This window comes from Blautia sp. DFI.3.45 (genome assembly GCF_020593505.1).
Taxonomy (GTDB): domain Bacteria; phylum Bacillota; class Clostridia; order Lachnospirales; family Lachnospiraceae; genus Blautia_A; species Blautia_A wexlerae.
The window spans coordinates 1-26273 of the sequence record NZ_JAJDMI010000022.1 but is presented as its reverse complement, the minus strand read 5'-3'; the positions used below and the strand labels follow the sequence as shown (position 1 = coordinate 26273).

General features: G+C 43.4%; 21 protein-coding genes and 7 tRNA genes. All 28 read left to right on the top strand.

Translation table 11 applies throughout. From position 1 onward, the window contains the following. Positions 1-507 precede the first annotated feature (507 nt). On the top strand, positions 508-1965 hold the full coding sequence (locus LJE09_RS09440) for an aminotransferase class I/II-fold pyridoxal phosphate-dependent enzyme (RefSeq protein ID WP_020435601.1): 1458 nt from the start codon (positions 508-510) through the stop codon (positions 1963-1965). 2 nt (positions 1966-1967) lie between these two features. Continuing rightward, positions 1968-2828 carry a polyamine aminopropyltransferase gene (speE, locus tag LJE09_RS09435; protein ID WP_008708139.1) on the top strand — a complete coding sequence of 287 codons (861 nt, stop codon included), beginning with the start codon at positions 1968-1970 and terminating at the stop codon, positions 2826-2828. Then, entirely contained in the window at positions 2825-4105 is a 1281-nt protein-coding gene (locus LJE09_RS09430; protein WP_008708140.1) for a saccharopine dehydrogenase family protein, read from the top strand. The genes speE and LJE09_RS09430 overlap by 4 nt, the downstream gene beginning before the upstream one ends. After that, complete coding sequence (gene nspC / locus LJE09_RS09425; RefSeq protein ID WP_008708141.1) at positions 4095-5216, top strand: carboxynorspermidine decarboxylase; 1122 nt, start codon at positions 4095-4097, stop codon at positions 5214-5216. Before LJE09_RS09430 ends, nspC begins: the two co-directional genes overlap by 11 nt. Positions 5217-5250: 34 nt before the next feature. Continuing rightward, complete coding sequence (gene aguA / locus LJE09_RS09420) at positions 5251-6354, top strand: agmatine deiminase (protein WP_008708142.1); 1104 nt, start codon at positions 5251-5253, stop codon at positions 6352-6354. A 101-nt stretch (positions 6355-6455) separates the two neighbouring features. Then, positions 6456-7334: an N-carbamoylputrescine amidase gene (aguB, locus tag LJE09_RS09415; protein ID WP_008708143.1), complete on the top strand. Its 879-nt coding sequence runs from the start codon at positions 6456-6458 to the stop codon at positions 7332-7334. 199 nt (positions 7335-7533) lie between these two features. Next, a complete protein-coding gene (locus tag LJE09_RS09410) occupies positions 7534-7995 on the top strand; it encodes a DUF1700 domain-containing protein (protein ID WP_008708147.1) in 462 nt (153 codons plus the stop codon). A gap of 202 nt (positions 7996-8197) precedes the next feature. After that, a complete protein-coding gene (locus LJE09_RS09405) occupies positions 8198-12907 on the top strand; it encodes an isopeptide-forming domain-containing fimbrial protein (RefSeq protein WP_227311242.1) in 4710 nt (1569 codons plus the stop codon). After that, a complete protein-coding gene (gene srtB, locus LJE09_RS09400) occupies positions 12904-13791 on the top strand; it encodes a class B sortase (protein ID WP_020437297.1) in 888 nt (295 codons plus the stop codon). The genes LJE09_RS09405 and srtB overlap by 4 nt, the downstream gene beginning before the upstream one ends. 191 nt (positions 13792-13982) lie before the next feature. Beyond that, positions 13983-15074 (top strand): GntR family transcriptional regulator, encoded by a 1092-nt coding sequence (locus LJE09_RS09395; RefSeq protein WP_008708150.1) that lies wholly within the window; start codon positions 13983-13985, stop codon positions 15072-15074. Positions 15075-15123: 49 nt separating this feature from the next. Further along, on the top strand, positions 15124-16623 hold the full coding sequence (araA, locus tag LJE09_RS09390; protein WP_008708151.1) for an L-arabinose isomerase: 1500 nt from the start codon (positions 15124-15126) through the stop codon (positions 16621-16623). Positions 16624-16849: 226 nt separating this feature from the next. Beyond that, the gene (locus LJE09_RS09385) at positions 16850-18454 is read left to right on the top strand and encodes a xylulokinase (RefSeq protein ID WP_055053063.1); all 1605 of its coding nucleotides are present in this window, start codon (positions 16850-16852) and stop codon (positions 18452-18454) included. 444 nt (positions 18455-18898) lie between these two features. Further along, positions 18899-19096 (top strand): hypothetical protein, encoded by a 198-nt coding sequence (locus LJE09_RS09380; protein ID WP_022379894.1) that lies wholly within the window; start codon positions 18899-18901, stop codon positions 19094-19096. Between the two features lie 125 nt (positions 19097-19221). Continuing rightward, positions 19222-19533, top strand: coding sequence for a rhodanese-like domain-containing protein (locus LJE09_RS09375; protein WP_025581338.1), 312 nt, complete (start codon positions 19222-19224; stop codon positions 19531-19533). A gap of 261 nt (positions 19534-19794) precedes the next feature. Beyond that, positions 19795-20337: a phosphodiesterase gene (yfcE, locus tag LJE09_RS09370; RefSeq protein WP_008706224.1), complete on the top strand. Its 543-nt coding sequence runs from the start codon at positions 19795-19797 to the stop codon at positions 20335-20337. A gap of 33 nt (positions 20338-20370) precedes the next feature. Continuing rightward, positions 20371-21522: a THUMP domain-containing class I SAM-dependent RNA methyltransferase gene (locus tag LJE09_RS09365; protein ID WP_008706223.1), complete on the top strand. Its 1152-nt coding sequence runs from the start codon at positions 20371-20373 to the stop codon at positions 21520-21522. 50 nt (positions 21523-21572) lie between these two features. Continuing rightward, positions 21573-22157 carry an XTP/dITP diphosphatase gene (locus LJE09_RS09360; RefSeq protein ID WP_008706222.1) on the top strand — a complete coding sequence of 195 codons (585 nt, stop codon included), beginning with the start codon at positions 21573-21575 and terminating at the stop codon, positions 22155-22157. Next, on the top strand, positions 22154-22633 hold the full coding sequence (locus tag LJE09_RS09355; RefSeq protein ID WP_008706221.1) for a metallophosphoesterase family protein: 480 nt from the start codon (positions 22154-22156) through the stop codon (positions 22631-22633). The genes LJE09_RS09360 and LJE09_RS09355 overlap by 4 nt, the downstream gene beginning before the upstream one ends. Positions 22634-23074: 441 nt before the next feature. Beyond that, positions 23075-23149 (top strand) — tRNA-Pro (locus LJE09_RS09350). 35 nt (positions 23150-23184) lie between these two features. Continuing rightward, positions 23185-23255, top strand: a tRNA-Gly gene (locus LJE09_RS09345). A 21-nt stretch (positions 23256-23276) separates the two neighbouring features. Continuing rightward, positions 23277-23350 (top strand) — tRNA-Arg (locus LJE09_RS09340). Positions 23351-23355: 5 nt separating this feature from the next. Then, positions 23356-23429: transfer RNA gene (locus LJE09_RS09335), tRNA-His, on the top strand. Positions 23430-23438: 9 nt separating this feature from the next. Then, positions 23439-23510, top strand: a tRNA-Gln gene (locus LJE09_RS09330). Positions 23511-23520: 10 nt separating this feature from the next. Further along, positions 23521-23593, top strand: a tRNA-Lys gene (locus LJE09_RS09325). A 97-nt stretch (positions 23594-23690) separates the two neighbouring features. Beyond that, positions 23691-23771, top strand: a tRNA-Leu gene (locus LJE09_RS09320). Between the two features lie 99 nt (positions 23772-23870). After that, on the top strand, positions 23871-24635 hold the full coding sequence (locus tag LJE09_RS09315; RefSeq protein WP_008706220.1) for a hypothetical protein: 765 nt from the start codon (positions 23871-23873) through the stop codon (positions 24633-24635). A gap of 38 nt (positions 24636-24673) precedes the next feature. Beyond that, entirely contained in the window at positions 24674-25378 is a 705-nt protein-coding gene (deoD, locus tag LJE09_RS09310) for a purine-nucleoside phosphorylase (protein ID WP_022380050.1), read from the top strand. 432 nt (positions 25379-25810) lie between these two features. Continuing rightward, positions 25811-26191: a metal-dependent transcriptional regulator gene (locus LJE09_RS09305; RefSeq protein WP_008706218.1), complete on the top strand. Its 381-nt coding sequence runs from the start codon at positions 25811-25813 to the stop codon at positions 26189-26191. Positions 26192-26273 lie beyond the last annotated feature (82 nt).

The following is a 26273-nucleotide window of genomic DNA, read 5'->3' as shown; positions in this document are numbered from 1 at the left end:
CAGGCGGGGCAGTTGCCGGGTGGGAGACACCACATTATTGATTGAGTTAGGAGCTCAAATTTTATAAGTTGATTACTTTATAATAATCAGTGCGTAAGCACACATCATCTTGTGAAACGGTCAATAAGAGCATAGCATATATTTGCCAGCGATTGAAGACGACAGCAGTCATGAATATTTCAGAATACGGGAACAGGCACAGGATACAGACGGATTTATACGGGAAATCCGGTCAGTATATAAAGAGACAGAGCCTGAGAAATTCTATAGATCATGAGAGAAGCAGATGGTGAATGAACTTATCTGCTTCTTTTTTTGTGCAGATATAGCAAATATAAAGGATATGGTTGGAGATAAACGCTTTGCGAGGATGTGTCTCACATGCGTTCGACTTGAATATATAGAGAAATAATTGAATCATTGTGCCGGTTTGAGGCAGTATACAATTGCTGAATGATAGAACTGTATTTGCCGGTACATGACGACAGGAAAAGAGGAACATGTCAAATGGATTATGAAAGACAACAGCATGCGCCCATATATGAAGCACTGGAACGTTTCCGAAAGAAGAGAGTCGTTCCCTTTGATGTGCCGGGACATAAAAGAGGAAGAGGAAATCCGGAGCTTGCACAGTTGCTGGGAGAGAAATGTGTGGGGCTGGATGTTAATTCTATGAAGCCGCTGGACAATCTCTGCCACCCGGTTTCGGTGATCAGAGAAGCGGAGGAGCTTGCAGCAGATGCTTTTGGCGCAGCGCATGCATTCCTTATGGTAGGAGGAACCACATCTGCAGTGCAGAGCATGATCCTGTCTGTCTGCAAGGCAGGGGATAAGATCATTCTGCCGCGAAATGTACATAAAAGTGCCATCAATGCCCTGGTACTGTGCGGTGCAATTCCGGTTTATGTAAACCCGGAGGTGAATGCGCAGCTGGGCATTTCCCTTGGCATGGAAGTCAGTCAGGTGGAGAAGGCTATGGATGAGAATCCGGATGCGGTGGCAGTTCTTGTAAATAACCCTACCTATTATGGAATCTGTTCGGATCTGCGGACTATCGTAAAGAAGGCTCATGCAAGAGGAATGAAGGTGCTGGCAGATGAGGCTCATGGAACCCATCTTTATTTCGGCAGAAACCTTCCTGTATCCGGAATGGCGGCAGGTGCTGACATGGCGGCAGTTTCCATGCACAAATCCGGCGGAAGTCTGACACAGAGTTCGCTGCTGCTTTTGAATAAGAGTATGAATGCAGAGAAAGTGCGCCAGATCATCAATCTGACTCAGACCACAAGCGCTTCTTATCTTCTGTTGTCCAGTCTGGATATCTCCAGAAGAAATCTGGCACTCAGGGGAGAGGAATCCTTTGAAAAGGTTGCAGGGATGGCGCAGTATGCCAGAGAGGAGATCAATGAGATCGGCGGTTATTATGCATATGGTATGGATCTGATCAATGGAACCAGTGTTTTTGATTTTGATGTTACAAAACTCTCCATTTATACACTGGGAAATGGGTTGGCAGGTATTGAAGTTTATGATCTTCTCAGAGATGAATATGATATTCAGATCGAGTTTGGAGATATCTGTAATATTCTGGCTTACATTTCCATCGGAGACAGGCTTCAGGATATTGAGAGACTGGTAGGGGCATTGGCTGATATTGAACGTCTGTATAAGAAGGACAGCACAGGTATGCTTTCCGGGGAATATATCGCACCTGCAGTGGTGGCGTCTCCACAGCAGGCATTTTATGCGGAGAAAGAATCTCTGCCCATGGAACAGGCGGCAGGCAGGATCAGCGGTGAATTTGTTATGTGTTATCCTCCGGGAATCCCGATTCTTGCTCCTGGAGAAATGGTGACACAGGAAATTGTAGAATACATTCTTTATGCAAGAGACAAAGGCTGTTCCATGCAGGGAATGGAGGATCCGAAGGTAGAAAATCTTCAGGTCCTGAAAGGGGGTATCTGATCATGGAATTATGGTATTCCGAGTTCCATACAGGAAATGTAAAGCTTTCTGTCCGGATTAACCGACAGTTATTTTCAGGGGAAAGTGAATTTCAGAGAATCGATGTGTTTGAGTCTGAAGAATTTGGAAGATTTGTGGCTCTGGACGGTGAGATCGTATTTTCTGACAAGGATGAATTTATTTATGATGAAATGGTCACGCATGTGCCAATGACAGTACATCCCAATGTAAAAAATGTTCTGATCATCGGCGGCGGTGACGGTGGAGTTGCCAGAGAACTGATCCATTATCCACAGATTGAGAGCATTGATGTGGTGGAATCCGATAAAATGTTTGTGGATGTATGTGCGGAGATGTTTCCGGATATTGCCCAGGGACTGAAGGATGAGAGAGTCAATATTTATTATGAAGACGGCCTTCGGTTCCTGCGGAATAAAAAGGCCAGATATGACCTGATCATCAATGATTCCACAGATCCGCTGGGACATACAGAGGGACTTTTTACAAAGGAATTCTACGGAAGCTGTTATAAGGCTCTCAGAGATGACGGAATCATGGTTTATCAGCATGGAAGTCCTTTTTATGATGAGGATGAGGTGGAATGCAGAAAGATGCACAGAAAGGTTTTCCGGTCATTTCCGGTGAGCAGGGTTTATCAGGCACATATCCCTACCTGTCCCTCGGGATACTGGCTTTTTGGATTTGCATCAAAGAAATATCATCCACTGGAAGATTTCAGGCCGGAGAGGTTTGATAATCTTAATATAGAAACATGGTATTATACAACAAACCTTCACAGAGGAGCATTTATGCTTCCAAAATATGTAGAAGATTTACTGGAAGAGGAGGAAAACAGTTTATGAGTAGATTATTGGTAATCGGATGTGGTGGGGTAGCTTCAGTGGCAATTCGCAAATGCTGTCAGAACAGCGATGTTTTTACAGAGATTATGATCGCAAGCAGGACAAAGGAAAAATGCGATGCACTCAAAAAGAAGATTGAAAGTACAACGAAGACAAAAATTGAGACAGCAAAGGTAGATGCGGATAATGCAGCAGAGGTCGCAGAATTGATCAGAGCCTATAAGCCGGATGCTGTCCTGAATGTGGCACTTCCATATCAGGATCTTACCATCATGGATGCATGTCTGGAAGCCGGTGCGGATTATATTGATACTGCCAATTATGAAGCAGAGGATACAGAAGATCCCACATGGCGTGCAATCTACGAAAAGAGATGTAAAGAAAAAGGCTTTACTGCATATTTCGATTATTCCTGGCAGTGGGCTTATAATGAGAAATTTAAGGAAGCAGGACTGACTGCTCTTCTGGGAACCGGTTTTGATCCGGGTGTTACCAGTGTATTCAGTGCCTATGCCTTGAAGCATTATTTTGATGAAATCCATACCATTGATATTCTGGACTGTAACGGCGGTGATCATGGATATCCTTTTGCCACAAACTTTAACCCGGAGATCAATCTTCGAGAGGTTTCCGCAAATGGTTCCTACTGGGAAGACGGACATTGGGTAGAAACAGAGCCTATGGAATTTAAATCTGTCTATGATTTCCCTGAGGTAGGAAAGAAGGATATGTATCTTCTTCATCATGAAGAGATTGAATCACTGGCAAAAAATATTCCGGGAGTACAGAGGATCCGTTTCTTTATGACATTCGGACAGAGCTATCTGACACATATGAAATGTCTGGAAAATGTAGGAATGCTTTCCACCGCACCTGTGGAATTTAATGGACAGGAGATCGTGCCGATCCAGTTTTTGAAAGCTCTTCTGCCGGATCCTGCATCTTTGGGTCCGAGAACAGTGGGTAAAACAAATATCGGCTGTATTTTCACAGGTGTTAAGGACGGAAAAGAGAAAAGTATTTATATTTATAATGTATGTGATCATCAGGAATGCTATAAAGAGGTGGAATCCCAGGCAATCTCCTATACAACAGGTGTTCCGGCTATGATCGGTTCCATGATGGTAGTGACCGGACAGTGGAAGAAGCCGGGTGTATTTAATGTGGAAGAATTTGATCCGGATCCATATATGGAAGCACTGAACAAATGGGGACTTCCATGGAAAGTCTGCGAAGATCCTGAACTGGTAAAGGTCTGGAAAGCCAATGAAGATTAATCAACTGCAAACTCCCTGCTATGTGATCGATGAGAAGAAGATGCGGGAGAATCTGGAGATTTTGAAAAAAGTCCAGGAGGATACCGGGTGTAAGATCCTTCTGGCGCAGAAAGCGTTTTCCGGTTTTGCTCTGTATCCCATGATCGGAAAATATCTGGCAGGTACCACTGCCAGCGGTCTGTTTGAGGCAAGGCTTGGATATGAAGAGATGGGGAAAGAGAATCATGTTTTTTCCCCTGCTTACCGTACAGAAGATATAGAGGAACTGGATCGGATCTGTGACCATATTATCTTTAATTCCACAGCACAGCTGAAGAAATTTAAAGAAGTGTGTACCGGAGCCAGTCTGGGACTCCGTATTAATCCGGAATGCTCCACTCAGGGGGATCATGCGATCTATGATCCCTGTGCGCCGGGTTCAAGGCTGGGGGTTACCAGAGAGAACTTTGACGGGGAATGTCTGAAATGGATCGACGGACTGCATTTTCATACGCTCTGCGAACAGAATGCGGATGACCTGGAGAAAACATTGCAGGCGGTAGAGGAGAAGTTTGGAGAATTTCTGTCTGAGGTTTCCTGGCTGAATATGGGTGGCGGACATCATATTACCAGAGAGGATTATAATGTAAAGCTCCTGGAAAAATGTATTCAGCATATGAAGGAAACCTATGATCTGGATATTTATCTGGAGCCCGGGGAGGCTGTTGCCCTGAATGCCGGATATCTGGTGACAGAGGTTATGGACATTGTGGAAAATGAGATCAGAACGCTGATTTTGGATGCTTCTGCAGCCTGCCATATGCCGGATGTGCTGGAGATGCCCTATCGTCCGCCTCTTAAGGACAGCGGGGAAGCAGGGGAGAAGGCATATACCTACCGCTTATCTTCCTGCACCTGCCTGGCAGGAGATGTGATCGGAGATTATTCCTTTGACAGAGAGATCCAGATCGGGGACAAGCTGTATTTTATGGATATGGCGATTTATTCTATGGTGAAGAATAATACATTTAACGGTATGCCGCTGCCGGATATTGCGGTTATGCATGAGGACGGAGAGTGTGAGGTTATCAGACATTTCGGATACGAAGACTTTAAGAGCCGGCTTTCCTGATATCTGCCGGGCTATCAAAGAAAAGGAGACAGACATGGAAGTTACAGAGAAGAACAGAACAAAATATCGTATGCCCGGAGAATTTGAGCCTCATGAGGGATGTGTGATGATCTGGCCGGAACGTCCCGGTTCCTGGAATTATGGGGCAAGGGAAGCACAGAAAGCATTTGTGAAAGTTGCAGAGGCTATTGGAGTGAGCGAAAAGGTGTATATGCTGGTTTCCAAAGCTCAGATGGAGAATGCAAAGAATCAGCTTGGGAATGTTTCCGGTGTGACTTTGCTGGAATGCGAGACAGATGACGCCTGGGCCAGAGATGTGGGAGCAACCATGGTTCTGGATGAGAAAGGGGCGGTCTGTGGAGTTGACTGGCAGTTTAATGCCTGGGGAGGTACCTTTGACGGGCTTTACCGGAACTGGGAAAAGGATGACAGGGTGGCTGCCTTTATCTGCAGGACTCTCGGTTGTCCATGTCTGGATGCCAGACCTTTTGTGCTGGAGGGCGGTTCCATCCATTCTGACGGAGAGGGGACTCTGATTGTTACAGAGGCCTGTCTTCTGAGTCAGGGACGCAATCCTCAGATGAGCAGGGAACAGATAGAGGAACAGTTGAAGTACTGGCTCGGTGTCCACAAGATTATCTGGCTTCCATGTGGAATCTATCAGGATGAAACCAATGAGCATGTGGATAACGTGTGCGCTTTTGTAAGGCCCGGAGAGGTTGTGCTTGCATGGACAGAGGATGAGACAGATCCGCAGTATGCCATGTCTTTGGCTGATCTGAAGGTGCTGGAACAGGAAACAGATGCAAAGGGCAGAAAATTTAAGATTCATAAGCTTCCGATTCCTCAGAAACCGGTCTGCCTTACCCAGGAAGATGTGGATGGCTTTGTGTTTGAAGAGGGAGAAGACGAACGGGAAGCAGGAGAACGGATGGCTGCCAGTTACGTGAATTTCTATATTTCCAATGGAGGGATCATCCTTCCACAATTTGGGGATGAAAATGACAAAAGGGCAGTGGAGATTCTGCAGAAGTGTTTTCCTGAAAGAAGGATTTATCCCATTGATGCCAGAGCCATCATTGTTGGCGGTGGAAATATTCACTGTATCACCCAGCAGATTCCCGGAAAAAATATCTGACCTTGATGCAGAAAACTTTGAGAGTCATGTGTTTGAGGGTTATTACCTGAAAGTTATGAAAAAACTTACTTATGTAAACAGGAGCAGGAGGAACAGACAGGATGAGAAATGTAACAGTGGCAGCAGTTCAGATGAAATGCAGTAAAAGTGTGGAGAAAAATATTGCCCATGCAGAGGAACTGGTGCGTCAGGCAGCAGCAAAGGGAGCTGAGATTGTTCTTCTGCCGGAGCTTTTTGAACGGCCCTATTTCTGCCAGGAGCGCAGATATGAGTATTATGAATATGCGCAGACTGCAGAGGAAAACCCTGCAGTGCGTCATTTCAGCAGGGTAGCGGCAGAGTTGGGGATTGTGATTCCGGTCAGCTTTTATGAAAAAGAGGTCAATAATACTTATAACAGCGTTGCGGTTCTGGATGCAGATGGAAAGAATCTCGGCATTTATCGGAAAACACATATTCCGGATGACCATTATTATCAGGAAAAATTCTATTTCACACCGGGAGATACCGGCTTTAAGGTTTTTGATACCAGATTTGGAACCATTGGAGTTGGAATCTGCTGGGATCAGTGGTTCCCGGAAACGGCAAGATGTATGGCACTGCAGGGAGCAGAGCTTCTCTTTTATCCCACTGCCATCGGAAGTGAACCCATCCTGGAATGCGACAGCATGGAACACTGGAGAAGATGTATGCAGGGACACGCTGCCTCCAACCTGATCCCTGTGATCGCTGCCAACAGAATCGGTGAGGAAACAGTAGAGCCATGTCCGGAAAACGGAATGCAGAAATCTGCTCTTAATTTTTACGGCTCTTCTTTTATCACAGACAACACAGGTGCTCTCTGTGCAGAACTGCCCGGAGGGGAAGAGGGGGTGCTTGTAAGCACTTTTGACCTGGATGCATTAAAGGCAGACAGACTGAACTGGGGACTTTTCAGAGACCGCAGACCGGAGATGTATGCAAAAATTGTCGGAAAATGACGAAAGCAGGAGAATCCGAGTGGATTTGCAGTGTTATTTCCAAAACGATATATGTGTTTATAAGAATTTCATAAAAAGTTTATGATTATATTAGTTGCTACCTGCGGTATATATGGTAAAATAAGAGTACGAACGTTACTGATAACGGAGAGAGCAGTAGAGTTTTGATATGTATTTCTGGCAAAATGGAGTGTAGAAGATGAACAGAAAAGAATTTTTGGAAATCCTGAGAAGCCAGCTTGCCGGGCAGATGCAGGAGGGCAAAGCAGCAGCACATATCAGGTATTATGAAGATTATATACAGTCTCAGGTACGTGGCGGACGTTCAGAGCAGGAAGTACTGCAGGAACTGGGAGACCCGCATCTGATAGCAAAAACTCTGATCGATACAGATGATGGAAGTACACAGGAAGATTACGGAGAGTATTCTTCTTACGGAAGTAGTTATGGCAATGAGACAGAGCTTCCTCATCAGCAGGAGAAAAGATGGAAAAAAGTAATCGATCTTTCTACCTGGCATGGCAAGGCTGTTGTTATTGCAGCGGCGGCTGTTATAATTGTTTTACTGATACTGATAATCGGAGTTGCGATTCCGTTTTTTATTATTCTTGCAATTATTCTTTATTTTCTTTCATGGCTGAAGAAAAGAAATGATCAATGAAAATCTGTGCAGGGTTTCAGAAAAGAAACCCTGCGCAGAATCTTAAAATCTTAAGTGTAAACGTTCTTGTTTCACGATATTAATTCCCCTTGAATATTTATAATCATACAATCTCAACTTATTTCTATTCTTTAATCCTGCCAGGTGCAGGGAAAAATCCCACATTCATTTTTATATTTTTTGTTCGGAAAGGAGACGGAAAATGAAACACAATTTCAAACTGAAAGAACGCCTTGGAGCTTTGCTGCTTGCAATGCTTTTTATTCTGCAGGCAATTCTGGGGCTTGTGCCTGTCTGCGTAACTCAGGCGGCACCGTTAACTGTAGAAACATGGGACAGTGACAAGGTGGTAGATTATGGTTATCGCTTTAACATGAAGTTTCAGCCCGGAATTACCACATATGAATCTTTTGGGTGTGATAATCTGGACAGGGAAGCTTTTTCAGACAATGGAAAAAGCGAACGTGACACAGAGTGCGTTCGTGTAGGAGCGGACTATAAAGCCGGAAGCGCAGGGATGCGTTATAACAATGTAGGAAAAGATGGAAATGGAAATATTGTTGATGTCAGACTCATTCTTGTGGGAGTAGAGAATGCAGAACCCCGTTATGATCTGCGCACTGCAGAATCGATTGTTCAGAATAAAGGCGGAGCTACGTTTGCATGGAAAGATAATGAAGCTTATCCAATGGTTGGCTTTTCCAAAAACAGTATCGGTGTATTTATTTATTCTGTAGGATACGCAAAGGTTAAGTTTCAGTTTCTGAAGCATGGAACAGAAGAAACACTGCCGATCAGTGGCCATGGAACCATACGTGATATTGATGCGGGACAGGGAGTCCGTATTCCGTCAGACAGCAGTCTGGATAATGCATATGTTCTGAAAAACAATGATTATCTGACGGTAGATGGAAATTCTGTAAGCTCACCCCTTGGTTCCGTTGAGCCGGATGATCCGAGAGGATGGCTGAATCTTTTTTATAATACAGATAATTTTACGGTAGAATTCTGTCATCAGTTCAGACTGGATAAATGGGATAAAAGTCGTGAAGATGCCATTGCAAAAGCCGGTTCTCAGGAAAGATGGGCAGAGATTACAAGAAATAAATATCTGGATCCATCAGGCAACAGTTATTGTCCGAACTTTAAAGGACAGAAATACTGTAAAGCATATGCATATTTTGATTTTACATCCTATTGTTTCGGCGATGTTGAGATGAAAAAAGCGCCTGAGAAACGTGTGGGAGAGGCAAACTGTACATGGGAACAGGCAGCTGCTGCATCAAAAGAAAAACCTTTTGGCATTCGTCAGGGACAGGAATTTCAGTATATGATCCGGGCAGAGGTGACACCCAATAGACTGAAATCCTTTGTGGTACAGGATATACTTGAGGATTGTCTTACTATAGAGGATGCATCAAAAGTCAGTATTGTGAATGATGCAGGGCAGACAGTGACAGACTGGTTTGATGTTGCTGTTGAAGGACAGAAAGTGACCTGCAGGGCCAAAGCAGAGAGCCTTCAGGATGAAGCATTTACAGATAATCAGACTTACACATTTACTTTAAAAGTACGCCAGAGACCGGAATCAGAAATTAATATTTCAAAATACCTTGCAGAGGATGGATACAGTATTCTTGTACCAAACCATGCATCCATGAGTTATGAACGTACAAACGGAAGCGGAGATACAATGGATACGGAAACAGTGTGGGTAAAGGGTGTGATTCCACCGGAACTGGAAGTAAAGAAAAATACTTCTCAGTATGAATGGAAAACGGGAGATATCATAGATTATGAGATTCTGGTTTCTCAGACAAAACAGGATGTAAAAGCAGTAAATGTTGTTATTACAGACGAGCTTCCATCATGTCTGCAGCTTCTGGAAGGGCAGTATGCTGTAGAGACAAGTCAGGGAGGTGAGAACTGTACGCTTACCGGACAGGGAGAAAATGGATGGAAAGCAGAGTGTCCGTCCCTGAAGTATGGGGAGACGATCACAATCCGTTTTAAATGTCAGGCATCTGCGGAGTCCAATGGACAGGAATGGGAAAATATTGTGACTGCAACAGCGGATAATCTGATCAATCCTGAGACAGGAGAACAGGAATCCAGAAAGGATATGGCAGAAGTATGGCCGAACAGTCCACAGCTTGAAATTGATAAAACAGCAGACAAATATGAATGGCAGGCAGGAGAGCAGGTAGCTTACCGGATCGTAGTGAATAATGTAACGGCAGGAACAATCGCAAAAGATGTAACTATTACTGATATTGGTCTGCCGCAGGGACTGGTTCTGGCAGGTGGTGCACAGAGCATGGAAGTACTGGGAGTTCAGCGACAGGTAAACTATCCCGTACCGGATAAGAAAACAGGACAGGCATATGAAGCGAGACCTGTGGATTCTCAGTTGAATGCAGATGAGAACGGATTTTCTTTTTATTGTTCTTATGTACCATACAGTCAGCCTGTAACGATTATTTTCCATTGTATCGCACAGGAAGAGGCAAATGGACACGAAAGCGTAAATGCAGCAACTGTAAAAGCTGCTAATACAGATGAGAGATCTGATGATGCAGAAGTATATGTAAATTCAGGAGAATTCTGGATTGAGAAATCTGCAGATCATTATGAATGGCAGGTCGGAGAACAGGTACAGTACAATGTGGTGGTGGAGAATAAAAAAGCAGGTACAGTGGCCCGGAACGTAACTGTCTGGGATACCGGTATGCCGGCAGGACTTGCGCTTTCATCGGCAGAGGATGTATCGGTAAGCGGAATCCCACAGAATATTACGCAGCTGACAGCAGGGACCAAAGATGTTTTGAACCAGCTCAATCCGGAATTTTATAATGAGACATCAGAGAAACCGGTGAATTATGAATTTCTTCAGGAGGGAAGCGGATGGAGACTGAACATTTCAGATCTTCCGGCAAATACTCCGGTTATGATTTCTTTCCTTTGCACAGTTACGGAAGCGGCAAATGGAATGGAAAGCATTAATGTTGCCAATGTGCAGGCGCAGAATGCCCCTGTTTCACAGGATGACGCAGAAGTGTATGTAAATACAGCAGTTCTTTCTATTGAGAAAAGTTTTCAGAATCCATATCTGGCAGCCGGGGACGGACGTGCGGAAAATGAATTTCGGGTAGGAGAACAGGTGAATTATCAGGTTACGGTTAATAATCTTCAGAAGGGATCTATTGCAAGAAATCTTGTGATCAGTGATCTTTCCCTTCCTGAAGGGCTGGCTCTGGACGGAGCTGAAGATGCTGTTACTGTAAGCGGTGTTCCGGCTGTTATTCAGAATCCGGTGGCAGGAACTGATGATGCAGGAAATCAGCTGAATCCGGAAAATTATAAAGAAACAGTGGAAAAACCGGTCAGCTGTCAGGTTACACGTCAGGGAACCGGATGGATCGTGACGATTTCAGATCTTCCGTATCAGACACCTGTGACTGTTAATTTCCGCTGTACTGCGCAGGAAAGCGTAAATGGGATGGAGATTGTAAATACAGCACAGGCGTATGCAGATAATGCACAGAAAGTAAAGGACTCCTCAAAAATCTGGGTGAACTCGCCTGTTCTTAAAGTAGAGAAGACGACGGACAAACCATTTTACAAATATGGTGATATTATTACATACCGCATTGTCCTGACACAGGAGCAGACCGGATGTGTGGCGCGTAATGTTACTTTGCAGGATGTGATCGATACTCAGGGAGTACGTCTTCTGAAGGATTCGGTGATTCTGATGGATGAGAAAGGAAATGTGGCAGATGCTGATGTACAGATCAATGATGATAATACTTTCCTGATGTCAACAGGCAGGACACTGGTCAGGGATAGTAGATATAGTATCTGCGATAATGATAAAGGCGGTCTTTTTGAGCAGGTAATGTATAATCCTCTGGACTGTCAGGAACAGAAAAGTATGATCGTGGAATATCAGGCAGCAGTGATTGATGCAGCCCTGGCAGGACAGAAAGTGCACAATACTGCAGTTGCAGACAGCAGTGAAAAGATACCTGCAACCGGGGAAGCAGAGACAGAGGTACACAGTCCGATTCTGGAAATTGTGAAGGAATCAGATAAGAAAGAGTATGCGTCCGGTGAAAAAGGATATTATAAACTGACAGTAAGACAACTGCGTGAGGATGTCACAGATCAGAATATTGTTATCGAAGATAAACTGGAAACCCAAGGGGCTTCCATTGTAAAAGACAGCATTTTTGTGAAGAAAAACGGTATAGAACTGAAAGATGCCAAAATAGAGGCAGATGATACAGGATTTGTAATTCAGACAGGAGCATCGTTGTCAGATATGGATAAAATTGAAGTCTGCTATGAAATGGTATTTAAAACAGAAAGCACAGAGCCTGAAAAAATTGTAAACACAGCGAAAGCAAGAGGTGATATTTCACCGGAAATTACTGCACAGCAGGAGGCATATGTGAAAGCAAAAGCAGAACCGACTGCCACACCAACACCGTCTGTAACACCGAAACCAACAGAAACACCAAAGCCGACAGAGACACCAAAACCTACAGAAGTACCGAAACCGACAGAGCAGCCAAAAGCCACACCAACACCATCTGTACCGGGAACCTGCCCGAAAATGACTCCTGTACCGACGAAAGCACCGTTGGCATCTTACAATGGTGGAAATAATGGAGGAACGACTTCCGGAAGCGGAGGCAGCAGTTACGCAAATTCGGGTGGATATTCCGGTGGATACGGAAGCTATCAGGGTGGTTCCATGGCAGGAAGTTCTAAAACAGGAGATGTCAGACCGTTTAAAATGATGGCTGTTCTTGGACTTATCGGAATGGGACTGCTGACAGGAGGTGTGGTGATCTACAGAAGAACTGTTTCCGGGAAAAGAAATATAAAGGGTATGCCGCGGAAATGAAAAAACTCAGAACATTTGCAGTAAGTATGATCATAGCAGCAATCGGGCTTCTTATATATTGTGCCGGCTTCTATATAAAAAGTTATGAACAGAATCTTGCAGCAAGGCAGGAATATGCAGAGCTTTCCCAAATGGCAGGGGTGAAGAACAGAGAAGGTGCCGGATTATTGGCAGATGGCAAAAAAACTGATGAAGACAGCAGTACAAAAAACAGTGAAAAAAAACGCAGGAAAAAACAGAGAAGATCTTCTGAATCAAAAAACAAAAACTGTACAGATGAAATCAGGGAATCCTTCGGGATTTCCTGGGAAAATTTAAGAAAGATCAACTCTCAGACAGTTGCCTGGATTACTGTCCCGGGAGCCGATATTTCTTATCCTGTAGTTCAGGCGGCGGATGATGAATATTACCTGAAACATAATTTCAGAGGAGAGGAAGATCTGTTTGGATGTATTTTTCTGGAACATGACATAAAAAAGAATTTTACAGATTCCCACAGTATTCTTTACGGGCATAATATAGAAGGTAATATGATGTTTGCAAATCTGAACCGTTATGAACAGCCTGAATTTCTGAAAAAATGTCCTGAAATTGAGATCACAACACCAAAAAGAAAGTTTCTGTACAAAATTTTTTCTGTGGAACAGGCATCTTCCCAAAGCCCGGCATTTGAATATGGATACAAGTTATCCAGTCCTGCATACAGGAGACAATTATCTATATTGAAAAATAATTCCATGTATGACACAGGAGTAGAGCCTGATGAAAGGGAGAGAATGGTGACTCTGATCACCTGTAATTCACGTCTGGATAAAGAAATACGTATGGCGGTACATGGGATTTGCCATGAATGTTATGGTATAGAAAAAGCTGGGCCGAAGTGATGTTGAAATCAATCGGATATTGGTAACTTTCGTAAAGGATGAACTGTTACTGTTCACATATCACTATCCCTCGAGGTGTTTTGGAAAAAACTAATGAAAAATCTCTCGATATTTTGTATAATTTATGCATAAAAAACAACTTGTTCGTACGTGCGTACAAGTTGTATCCTAAATACAGGAGGGAAGAAGACATGACAGATAATGGAAAGCCGAAATATTTCTCACTGATGGAACAGCTCAGAAGTGATATTATGTCAGGAGCTATCCGACCGGGAGAGAAGCTTCCTTCAGAAAACGAGCTTTCACAGAAATATTCCCTGAGTAGACATACAGTTCGTAAAGCACTGGGAATCCTGGAGCAGGACGGATATGTAGAGGCATTTCACGGAAGAGGTACTTATTGCTCTGAGAATATGCGCCATATAAAGAATTCAAAGAATATTGCGGTAGTGACCACATATATTTCTGATTATATTTTTCCGAGACTGATACAGGGAATGGATAATGTCCTTTCAGAAAGCGGTTACAGTATTATCCTGAAAAACACAGCAAACAGCAGACAGAAAGAGGCCAGATGTCTGGAGGAACTTCTGAAGAAAGATATTGATGGACTGATCATTGAACCAAGCAAAAGTGAGATGATCTGTAAACACAGAAATCTTTATCAGAATCTGGATAAATTTGAAATTCCGTATGTGTTTATTCAGGGAATCTATTCAGAAATGAGGGATAAACCTCATATTCTTATGGATGATGCACAGGGAGGCTATCTTGTAACAAAATATCTGCTGGAACTGGGACATAAAAAGATCAAGGGTTTCTTTAAGGCAGACGATATGCAGGGACTGGAGCGCCACAAGGGATATGTGAAGGCCTTACAGGAGTCAGGGATTGCCTATGATCCTGATGATGTTGTCTGGTTTCATACAGAGGACAGGAAAGTAAAACCTGCACTGATGGCAAAAGAAATGGTACAGAGCGGACAGCTTCCGGATGGAATCGTCTGTTACAATGATCAGATTGCTGTTCAGGTTATGGAAGAACTGGAGAAAATGGGAGTCAGGATACCGGATGATATTTCCATTACCGGTTATGACAATTCACTGTATGCTCAGCGAGGAAGCGGAATCACAACGATAGCTCATCCGCAGGAAAAGCTGGGAGAAATGGCAGCAGAGCTTATACTTGAGAAGATCAACGGAGTTCCTGAAGAAGAAAGTAAGGTTGAAAGACTGATTTATCCGGAACTGATCATACGGGGATCATGCAGAAAAATATTGTAAACAAATGAAATAAATAAAAAATAAAAATAAATCCGGGAGGAATTTTATCATGAAAACAGGAAGAAACTATAAGTTCTGGTTTTGTACAGGTTCACAGGATCTTTACGGAGATGAGTGCTTAAGAAAAGTTGCTGAGCATTCCAGAATCATTGTTGAGGAATTAAACAAGAGTGGTGTTCTTCCATTTGAATTAGTATGGAAACCAACACTGATCACAAACGAACTGATCCGTAAAACATTTAATGAGGCAAATGCAGATGAGGACTGTGCAGGTGTTATCACATGGATGCATACTTTCTCACCGGCAAAATCATGGATTCTTGGTCTGAAAGAATACAGAAAACCGCTTTGCCATCTTCATACACAGTTTAATGAGGAGATTCCTTATGATACCATTGATATGGATTTTATGAATGAAAACCAGTCTGCTCATGGCGGTCGTGAATATGGTCATATTGTTACAAGAATGGGAATCGAAAGAAAAGTTATTGTCGGACACTGGGCAGATAAAGATGTTCAGGAAAGACTTGCTTCCTGGATGCGTACAGCAGTTGGTATCATGGAGAGCAGCCATATCCGCGTATGTCGTGTAGCAGATAACATGAGAAACGTAGCTGTTACAGAAGGTGATAAAGTAGAAGCACAGATCAAATTCGGATGGGAAGTTGATGCTTATCCTGTAAATGAGATTGCTGATTATGTAAAAGATGTAGCTAAAGGTGATGTAGATGCGCTGGTAGATGAATACTACAGCAAATATGATATTCTTCTTGAGGGAAGAGATCCGGAAGAATTTAAACGTCATGTAGCAGTTCAGGCTCAGATTGAGATCGGATTTGAGAAATTCCTGGAAGAGAAAAATTATCAGGCAATCGTTACACACTTTGGAGATCTGGGTGCTCTTAAACAGCTTCCCGGACTTGCAATCCAGAGACTTATGGAAAAAGGCTATGGATTCGGTGCAGAAGGCGACTGGAAGACAGCTGCAATGGTTCGTCTGATGAAGATCATGACAGCTGGTGTAAAAGATGCAAAAGGAACTTCCATGATGGAAGACTATACATATAACTTTGTACCTGGAAAAGAAGGAATCCTTCAGTCTCATATGCTTGAGGTATGCCCGTCTGTCGCAGATGGTAAGATCGGCATTAAAGTATGCCCGCTTTCCATGGGTGACAGAGAAGATCCTGCAAGACTTGTATTCACAAGCAAGACAGGCCCGGGTATTGCAACATCCCTGATCGATCTTGGAGACCGTTTCCGTCTGATCATCAACGATGTGGAATGCAAGAAGGTTGAGAAACCGATGCCGAAGCTTCCTGTAGGAAGTGCATTCTGGACACCACAGCCAAATCTTAAGACAGGTGCAGAAGCATGGATCCTTGCAGGCGGAGCCCACCATACAGCATTTTCCTATGACCTGACAGCAGAGCAGATGGGTGACTGGGCAGCAGCTATGGGTATTGAAGCTGTTTACATTGATAAAGATACAAATATTCGTGATTTCAAGAATGAACTGAGATGGAATGAACTTGCATTCAGAAAATAATAATTTTTGTAATTAATACAGAGGCTGTCATATCAGGCTGAAATTAACTGCCTGGAATGGCCGCCCTGAGAAGTTTAAAGTAATAAAAAGTATGTTAAAACCGTAAAATTTCCATGGTAAAACAATAAAAGAAATGCAATAATATTGGTGTACAAACAATATATGATTATAGATTGTCGAATGATCTGTAATCATAAATAACAGAGAAACAGGGAGGTACATAAAAATGGGAGCAGCAGAAGCAAAAGCAGCGATTCTCGCTAACAAAACAGCGCTTGGTATTGAATTTGGTTCTACCAGGATCAAAGCAGTACTTGTAGATGATAAAAATCAGCCAATCGCATCTGGCGGTCATGAATGGGAAAATCGTTATGAAAACGGTGTCTGGACATATAGCCTTGATGATATCTGGACAGGCATTCAGGACTGTTATCAGGATATGGCAAGGGATGTGAAGGCAAAATATGACATAGAACTGGAATCTGTAGGTGCATTTGGCGTCAGCGCCATGATGCATGGATATATGCCATTTAACAAAGAGGGAGAACTTCTTGTACCATTCCGTACATGGAGAAATAATATTACAGGGGAAGCCAGTGAAAAGCTGATGGAGCTGTTTAATTACAATATTCCTCAGAGATGGAGTATCGCACATCTGTACCAGGCAATTCTTAATGGCGAGGAACATGTAAAAGATATCGATTATATTACAACTCTGGAGGCTTATGTCCACTGGAAACTGACAGGAAAGAGAGTTCTCGGTATCGGTGACGCAGCAGGTATGTTCCCGATTGATACCACAAAGGCAGATTACAACCAGGAGATGGTTGATAAATTCGATGAACTGGTTGCTCCTTATGGATTCTCATGGAAACTTCGCGATATTATGCCGAAAGCCCTTGTTGCAGGTGAAGATGCCGGTGTTCTTACAGAAGAAGGTGCGAAACTTCTCGACGTAACAGGAAAACTGAAAGCCGGAATCCCGATGTGCCCTCCGGAAGGTGATGCAGGAACAGGCATGGTTGCCACAAACAGTGTAGCAGTACGTACGGGTAATGTTTCCGCAGGAACTTCTGTATTTGCCATGATCGTTCTGGAAAAAGAGCTTTCCAGACCTTATAAAGAAATTGATATGGTTACCACTCCGTCCGGACATCTGGTAGCTATGGCTCATTCCAACAACTGTACTTCTGACCTGAATGCATGGGTAAATATATTTAAAGAGTTTGCAGAAGCTATGGGTATGGAAGTGGATATGAACAAACTGTTCGGAACCCTTTATAATAAAGCACTTGAAGGAGATCCGGACTGTGGCGGACTTCTGTCTTACTGCTATTTCTCAGGCGAGCATATGACAGGCTTTGAAGAAGGACGCCCGTTATTTGTACGTTCTCCTGAGAGCAAATTCAATCTTGCAAACTTTATGAGAACCAATCTGTATACATGCCTTGGAGCCATGAGGGTAGGTCTGAACCTTCTGTTTGAGAAAGAAAATGTAAAAGTAGACCGTCTTCTTGGTCATGGAGGATTATTCAAGACAAAAGGCGTAGGACAGCAGATTCTGGCAGATGCTGTCAATGCACCGGTATCTGTAATGGCTACTGCAGGTGAGGGCGGAGCGTGGGGAATCGCACTTCTTGCTTCTTATCTGGTAAATAAAGAAGAAGGTGAGACTCTGGAAAGCTTCCTTGATAATAAAGTGTTTGCAGATCAGGAAAGCAGCACACTGGATCCAAAACCGGAAGGTGTGGCTGGATTCAATGCATTTATGGACAGCTATATGAAAGGTCTTTCTATTGAAAGAGCAGCAGTAGAGTCTGAAATCTGGTAAATGTTGAGAAACAAACTGTTTGCCGGCGCATATGAAAATGAATAGGAAAAGAAGAATATAAAAAACAGAGCAGCATCGCAGATCATGAGACCGGCGATGCTGTTTTTTGCAGTTTTTCTGAAATTGTTATCAAGTGATTCGCAGCCGAATAAATACAAAGAGAAAGCCCCGGCAGGGGAGCTGCCGGGACTTTCAAGGGGAGTATAAATAATTAAATAAGGGGTTTATGTAAAAAAAATTTTTGAAGGGTAAATTCTTTTTACAGCTATGATTATAATATAGCTTGGTGAAAAAAGCAACATATTTTGATGAATATTCCCCCCGGTTTTTGGGATAATAGTCAATGTGAAGCACTTTCAGCGATGAAGTGTGGAAGAAAAAAACCGGATTTTGCAGAGTATCAGGAGATCCGGGCAGATAAATCTCATCAGGAGGAAAATAATAATGGCAAAAAACTATGAATCTGAGAGTAAAAACAGCAGAAATTACACAGGAACTTCAGATAAGAACAGCTATGGTAATGAAATGAACCATGCTGGTAATGCAAAAAACAGTGTGAAAAGCAAAAACGAGACAGATTGTAGAAGTAAAGCAAAAAATAAAACTTCCCAGTCTTACAGCTCAGAAGAAGACAGATATTGATTGGATCAGGAGGGGGAAATGCCCCTCCTGATCTGCTGTGAGCCAATTTATGTGTCGGCTGTTTTTTGTCAGGCAGTGGCACATCTGTCCCTGATATCATATGATATAACAAAAAGGAGTCTGCCATGTTTCCGGTGGAAACGATTTCTGCAAAAATGCTGGATTATTATGTGGGCCGAAGGGACACGTTGATCATAGATCTGAGAGAAAAAGAGTCCTATATGCACAGTCATGTAAAAGGAGCCGTAAACATGCCATATGGAGAAATAGACGGATATACAGCCTTTCCAAAAGGAAAAATACTGGTTCTGTACTGCGACAGGGGCGGGGCAAGCCTTCTGCTTGCAAGGCAGCTTGCAAAGCTTGGGTACTGTACCAGGTCTGTCATAGGCGGTTTTGGAGCATATCGGGGAAGAAATCTTGTAATTTCGCCATAAGCATGATAAGGTGTAAGAGAAAAAATACGAACCGGTATATCTTCAGGTTATTTCAGAAATCAATCTGTCGGCATACCTATTGTGCCAACAAGTTGATTTTTCGAACAATCTTGCGTCTAAATTTCTTATTTCCGCGTTGTCGTCGGTCGCCGTAGCCACCGCTACGCCTCCTTCCTCCGCCTTGAAATAAAAAAATTTATCCTGCAAGATTGTTTCAAGAATCAACTTGTCGGCACACTATAAAAGAGGAGACACAAAACTATGAAATATATGTTTGCATCAGATGTCCATGGTTCTGCATACTACTGCAGAAAAATGCTGGATGTCTATAAAGAAGAAAAGGCAGAACGCCTGGTACTGCTGGGCGATCTGCTCTATCATGGCCCGAGAAATGATCTTCCCAGAGAATATGCTCCCAAACAGGTCATTTCCATGCTTAATGACATGAAGAAAGAAATTTATGCTGTACGTGGGAATTGTGAAGCTGAGGTCGATCAGATGGTCCTGCAGTTTCCGGTTATGGCAGACTACTGTATTCTGAACCTGGATGGAAGAACCTTTTATGCCACACATGGGCATATTTACAATGAAAATAATCTGCCTCCGATCCAGGAAGGAGATATTCTGATCCATGGACATACCCATGTACTGAAAGCAGAGCAGAAAGAAGGCTATGTACTTCTCAACCCGGGTTCTGTTTCCATTCCAAAAGAAGGAAACCCGCCTACATATGCGATCTTTGAGGACGGTGTGTTTACAATTAAGGATTTTGAGGGAAATATTGTTAAGAGCATAGAATTATAGGGAAGTCCCATCTACATATAGAAAGGATAAAGAATGGAAAAATTTGAACTGATCGCTCCATGTCATTTCGGTATGGAAGCTGTGCTGAAACGTGAGATCCTTGATCTGGGCTATGAGATTACCAAAGTAGAGGATGGAAAAGTAACATTTGAGGCAGATGCACAGGGAATCGCAGATGCCAATATCTTTCTGCGTTCCACAGAAAGAATTCTGCTGAAAGTAGCAGAAGTAAAGGCAGAAACCTTTGACGAGCTTTTTGAAAAGACAAAAGCCCTGCCATGGGAAAATTATATTCCCAAGGATGGGAAATTCTGGGTTGCCAAGGCCAATTCTGTGAAGAGTAAGCTCTTTAGCCCGTCTGATATCCAGTCCATTATGAAAAAAGCCATTGTAGAGCGTCTGAAGGGCGTATACGGGGTGTCCTGGTTTGAAGAGGATGGGGCAAGCTTTCCTATCCGCGTGGCATTTATGAAAGATGTGGCCACGATCGGTATTGATACCTCAGGGGTATCTCTGCATAAAAGAGGATATCGTAAAATGACAGTGAAAGCTCCGATCACAGAAACACTGGCATCTGCTCTGATCATGCTTACGCCATGGAATAAAGACAGGATTCTGGTAGATCCTTTCTGCGGAAGCGGTACCTTTCCTATTGAAGCAGCAATGATGGCAGCAGATATTGCACCCGGCATGAACCGTTCCTTCCTTGCTGAGGAATGGAAGCATCTGGTTCCGAGAAAATGCTGGTATGATGCAAATGAAGAGGCACAGGACAGGATAAATCTTAATATTGAAACAGATATCCAGGGCTTTGACATTGATCCTGAGGCGTTGAAGGCTGCCAGAGCTAATGCAAAAATGGCAGGTGTGGACAAGCTGATCCATTTCCAGCAGAGAGCGGTAAAAGATCTCCGCCATCCCAAACCATATGGATTCATCATCACAAACCCTCCTTATGGGGAACGACTGGAAGAAAAAGAGAATTTAACTCAGCTTTATCGTGAAATCGGGGAAAGCTATGAAAGGCTTGACAAGTGGTCCATGTATCTGATCACATCTTATGAGAAAGCGGAGAACGATATCGGGCGAAAAGCAGATAAAAACCGTAAGATCTATAATGGTATGCTTAAGACCTATTACTATCAGTTCCTTGGGCCGCGCCCACCGAAGAAAAACCGTAGCTGAGTGCTTCTGTAATTGCGAAAAATCAAAATAAAAAGAGGATACAAAGGATTATGAAAAAAATAATTTTTGCTACCGGAAATCAGGATAAAATGAGAGAAATCCGCGAGATCCTTGCAGATATGGATGTAGAGGTTGTTTCTATGAAAGAAGCGGGAATCCATGCAGATATTGTAGAGGATGGTTCTACTTTTGAGGAAAATGCTGTGATCAAGGCGAAGACAATCTGTGAACTGACAGGGGAGATCACTCTGGCAGATGATTCCGGTCTGGAGATTGACTATCTGAATAAAGAGCCGGGCATTTATTCTGCCCGTTATATGGGAGAAGATACCTCATATCATATCAAAAATGCAAGTCTGATAGAGAGACTGAACGGAGTTCCGGACGAGAAGCGTACTGCAAGGTTCGTATGCGCCGTTGCAGCGGCTTTTCCGGATGGAAGTGTAAAAACAGTGCGTGGAACAATGGAAGGCCGTATAGGCTATGAGGAGAAGGGAGAGAACGGCTTCGGCTATGATCCGATTTTCTACCTGCCGGAATATGGATGTACTTCTGCAGAGCTTTCCGGCGAAGAGAAAAATAAGATCAGCCACAGAGGAAAAGCATTACGTGCCATAAAGGATGAACTGAAATGAAGGTACTGATCGTCAGCGATACTCATGGACTGGATGAGAATCTGGAAGAGACAGTGCTCAGAGAAGCTCCCTTTGATTATCTGATCCACTGCGGGGATGTGGAAGGCAGAGAGATTTTCATTGAGGCACTGGCAGAGTGTCCATGTACGATTGTCGCAGGAAATAATGACTTTTTTACAGACCTTCCCTATGAGGAAGAGGTTACTCTGGAGGGACATAAGATACTGGTTACACATGGACATCATTATTTTGTGTCCCGGGATTATGATAAACTTGTTGAGAATGCGCAGGCTAAGGGATGTAAGATTGCAATGTATGGTCATACTCACATGCCTGTGATCGAGAATGAGGATGGGATTCTGGTAATTAATCCCGGCAGTCTTACCTACCCGCGTCAGAGAGGCCGCAGGCCAAGCTATGCAGTTATGCAGATAGAAGAGGGAAAAGATCCTCAGGTCGAGATCAGATACCTCTGAAAAATTATTTAACTGAATCAGGTAAGTTACTTGCGGAGGCTGCGAATATCCGCCTGACTCATCTGACTGTATATTTTTGAGGTATTGTTGATCGGATAACGGCAATACCTCTTTTTACAGATACGTGACAGTAAAAGAATAGAAGAAAAAATAAAAAAAGTTAAGATTTTTTTATTGTGCGAAAAAAATATTTTTTTACAAAAAATCTTAAAAACCAGTAAAAAATCCCTTTTTGCGAACAAAAAAACGATTTTTTTGAAAAAAGTGAAAAGCCCGCAAAGCCTTGTATTTAGCGGGTTTCATGGACTTTTCGAGGAATAAAAAATCACTTTTTTAAAAAAAATCAAAAAAAATTGAAAAAAGGTGTTGACATTTGGGGTTGCTTAACATATAATATGTCTTGCGTCGGACAACGAAGCACAAATAAATAAAGAAAAACAGCGGGGTGTGGCTCAGCTTGGCTAGAGCGCCTGGTTTGGGACCAGGAGGCCGCAGGTTCGAATCCTGTCACCCCGACTGCTGTAACAACAACATTACCGTTTCAGCGAAATGCGGGTGTAGTTCAATGGTAGAACACTAGCCTTCCAAGCTAGATACGTGGGTTCGATTCCCATCACCCGCTTCTCTGTATGTACAGAGAGATGTGTCTGTAGCTCAGCTGGATAGAGCAACGGCCTTCTAAGCCGTGGGTCGGGGGTTCGAATCCCTTCAGGCACGCTGTGGTGGGTATAGCGCAGTTGGTTAGCGCGCCAGATTGTGGCTCTGGAGGCCCAGGGTTCGAATCCCTGTATCCACCCTTCGCCTTTGGGCTATCGCCAAGCGGTAAGGCACAGCACTTTGACTGCTGCATTCGCTGGTTCGAATCCAGCTAGCCCAGTCTTTTATATGGAGCATTAGCTCAGTCGGTAGAGCACTTGACTTTTAATCAAGTTGTCCGGGGTTCGAATCCCCGATGCTTCATTAATAGCGGAAATCTTCTGTGAGGTTTCCGCTATTTTATTGCTTTTGCAGAGTGCGAGAATGATTTTTCAGGTACACTCTGAGAATATGAGAAAATGCGGATATGGCGGAATTGGCAGACGCGCTGGTTTTAGGTACCAGTGGGCTTCCCGTGCAGGTTCAAGTCCTGTTATCCGCATTCAGAAAAAGTACCGGTTAAAACGGTGCTTTTTTTGTTTTACAGACATAGTTTTTTGTTGTATAGTTAAGTTATAAACAGGACAGGGAGATTTTGACTATGGATATACAGAAATTTCAGCAGAAACTTACAGAGGTGTGTGAACTTGGAGAGAAGAATGGCAAAGTGTTGAAACCGGAACAGATAAAGGAATGCTTTGGCGAACTTGATCTGGACAAGTCACAGCTGATCAAGATATTACAGTATTTAAAATTAAAAGGTATCTCCATTGAAGGTGCGGAGGAGATTTCAGCAGCATCTCAGACCGGCCCGGAAGAAGTATCCGAAGAAAAAGAAGAAAAAGTTCCTCTGACAGCAGAGGAAGAGGCATATCTGAAAGAATATCTGGAAGGTCTTGAAGAACAGGAGCAGGGAGAGAGAAGTGCGGAAGAACTTTTTGAACTGCTTTCAAAGGGAGATGCTCTGGCACAGGCAGAGCTGTCACAGAAGTATCTGCATGCAGCAGCCGAAATGGCGGTTGAAATGAACTGTGAGGAGATTTTTATCGCTGATCTGATTCAGGAGGCAAATATAAGCCTTCTGATGGCTCTGGGAGAGGAAGAACCGGAAGAGAAAGATGAGAAATGGCTGCTTGGACGTATCCGGTGTGGAATCCGCCATGCTATCGAGGAGCAGACACAGAGGAAATTTGAGGATGACTATCTGGTAGCAAAGGTGGAGAAGCTGGAAGCGGCAGTCCGGGAACTTACAGAGGATGAAGAGGATGAAAGTTCAAAGTTCAGTGTAGAGGAGCTGGCAATCATTCTTGATATGGATGAAGAAGAGATCAGGGATGTGCTGCGGCTTACAGGTGATGACAAATAATGCAGTGATGTAGCATTACGGGAAAGGAGAGGGTGATTATGAGTATTCCAACACCACACAACAGTGCAAAGAAAGGTGATATTGCAAAGAAGGTTCTGATGCCGGGAGATCCGCTGCGTGCGAAGTATATTGCGGAGACATATCTGGAGAATCCGGTATGTTTTAACACAGTGAGAAATATGTTTGGTTATACCGGAACTTATAAGGGTGAGCAGATATCTGTCATGGGCAGCGGTATGGGGATGCCATCTATGGGTATTTACAGTTATGAGCTTTATAATTTTTATGATGTAGAGAAGATCATTCGTATAGGTTCTGCGGGTGCGCTGCAGGATGATGTAAGCGTAATGGATGTTGTGATCGCTATGAGTGCATGTACGGATTCAAATTATGCAAGCCAGTATCAGCTGCCGGGGACTTTTGCTCCTACAGCAAGTTATGAACTGGTTGCAAGGGCTGTAGAGGTCGCGAAGGAGCAGGGTACACCGGTTCGCGTGGGTTCTGTTGTATCTTCGGATGCGTTCTATGGAGATAATCCGGAGAGTTCGAAGGCATGGAGAAAGATGGGGGTTCTCTGTGTGGAGATGGAGTGTGCGGCGCTGTTTATGAATGCTGCGAGAGCCGGTAAGGAGGCACTGGGGATTCTTACGATTTCGGATCATGTTTTCAGGGATGAGGCAATTTCTGCGGAGGCCAGACAGACTTCGTTTAACAGGATGATGGAGATTGCTTTAGGAATTTAAAAGATAATCCTGGTATAAAAAGGTTCTTTGGCTGGTATGTGGGAATGCTGGTCAGAGGGCTTTTTTTAATTCAGTAGGGACGCGTCAAAAAATATTTCATTTCATGTGCGGTTTCGGACACTAAGATATTCTAAGCCGTCAAAAATCTGCTAAAAGCATGAGCCATCAAGGACAAACTCGCTTCGCTCAGACAGTGTCCTTGATGGCTCATAACGCAGATTTTTGGCGGCTAAGAATATCTAAGTATCCTGCAAATGCACATGAAATGAAATATTTTTCGATGCTGTTTTTTCATATGGAATGAATGAAATTTTGGCTACGTTACTGAGAACGGAGTGAGCAGTAACAGTTAATGACGACTGTTCTCAAGAAGAGCGATTGAAAAATTTCTCATATTGTGTTAATATCAAAACAATATGGGAGGTATTTTGAATGCAGATCAGAAAATCAGCGGAGGATTATTTGGAGGCAATCCTGGTATTGTCAAAACAGGGTGGCGGAGTTCGTTCTATAGATATTGCAACGATGCTTGGGGTATCGAAACCGAGTGTAAGTCATGCTATGAAGCTGCTTCGTGAGGATGGTTATATTGCGATGGACCGTTATGGTACGGTGACACTTCTTGAGAAAGGAAATGATATTGCGGTTCATATCTATGAGCGGCATACAGTGCTGAGCAAGATGCTGGAACATCTCGGCGTAAGCCCGGAAGTTGCAAAAGAAGATGCGTGTAAGTTAGAGCATGACCTGAGCGATGAGAGTTTTACTAGGATAAAGGAGCACTTCCACAAGGTGATTGGGGAAGTTGAATAGCGGATAAAATAAACTCCCCCCGTCGGATGGTATGCTCCCCGTCAAGAGGACAATAAAAAATAATAAATTTTTGTATCGTCAG

Coding starts and splice junctions, on each gene's coding strand:
- LJE09_RS09440 (WP_020435601.1), top strand. CDS start 508: ATGGATTATGAAAGACAACAGCATGCGCCCATATATGAAGCACTGGAA.
- speE (WP_008708139.1), top strand. CDS start 1,968: ATGGAATTATGGTATTCCGAGTTCCATACAGGAAATGTAAAGCTTTCT.
- LJE09_RS09430 (WP_008708140.1), top strand. CDS start 2,825: ATGAGTAGATTATTGGTAATCGGATGTGGTGGGGTAGCTTCAGTGGCA.
- nspC (WP_008708141.1), top strand. CDS start 4,095: ATGAAGATTAATCAACTGCAAACTCCCTGCTATGTGATCGATGAGAAG.
- aguA (WP_008708142.1), top strand. CDS start 5,251: ATGGAAGTTACAGAGAAGAACAGAACAAAATATCGTATGCCCGGAGAA.
- aguB (WP_008708143.1), top strand. CDS start 6,456: ATGAGAAATGTAACAGTGGCAGCAGTTCAGATGAAATGCAGTAAAAGT.
- LJE09_RS09410 (WP_008708147.1), top strand. CDS start 7,534: ATGAACAGAAAAGAATTTTTGGAAATCCTGAGAAGCCAGCTTGCCGGG.
- LJE09_RS09405 (WP_227311242.1), top strand. CDS start 8,198: ATGAAACACAATTTCAAACTGAAAGAACGCCTTGGAGCTTTGCTGCTT.
- srtB (WP_020437297.1), top strand. CDS start 12,904: ATGAAAAAACTCAGAACATTTGCAGTAAGTATGATCATAGCAGCAATC.
- LJE09_RS09395 (WP_008708150.1), top strand. CDS start 13,983: ATGACAGATAATGGAAAGCCGAAATATTTCTCACTGATGGAACAGCTC.
- araA (WP_008708151.1), top strand. CDS start 15,124: ATGAAAACAGGAAGAAACTATAAGTTCTGGTTTTGTACAGGTTCACAG.
- LJE09_RS09385 (WP_055053063.1), top strand. CDS start 16,850: ATGGGAGCAGCAGAAGCAAAAGCAGCGATTCTCGCTAACAAAACAGCG.
- LJE09_RS09380 (WP_022379894.1), top strand. CDS start 18,899: ATGGCAAAAAACTATGAATCTGAGAGTAAAAACAGCAGAAATTACACA.
- LJE09_RS09375 (WP_025581338.1), top strand. CDS start 19,222: ATGTTTCCGGTGGAAACGATTTCTGCAAAAATGCTGGATTATTATGTG.
- yfcE (WP_008706224.1), top strand. CDS start 19,795: ATGAAATATATGTTTGCATCAGATGTCCATGGTTCTGCATACTACTGC.
- LJE09_RS09365 (WP_008706223.1), top strand. CDS start 20,371: ATGGAAAAATTTGAACTGATCGCTCCATGTCATTTCGGTATGGAAGCT.
- LJE09_RS09360 (WP_008706222.1), top strand. CDS start 21,573: ATGAAAAAAATAATTTTTGCTACCGGAAATCAGGATAAAATGAGAGAA.
- LJE09_RS09355 (WP_008706221.1), top strand. CDS start 22,154: ATGAAGGTACTGATCGTCAGCGATACTCATGGACTGGATGAGAATCTG.
- LJE09_RS09315 (WP_008706220.1), top strand. CDS start 23,871: ATGGATATACAGAAATTTCAGCAGAAACTTACAGAGGTGTGTGAACTT.
- deoD (WP_022380050.1), top strand. CDS start 24,674: ATGAGTATTCCAACACCACACAACAGTGCAAAGAAAGGTGATATTGCA.
- LJE09_RS09305 (WP_008706218.1), top strand. CDS start 25,811: ATGCAGATCAGAAAATCAGCGGAGGATTATTTGGAGGCAATCCTGGTA.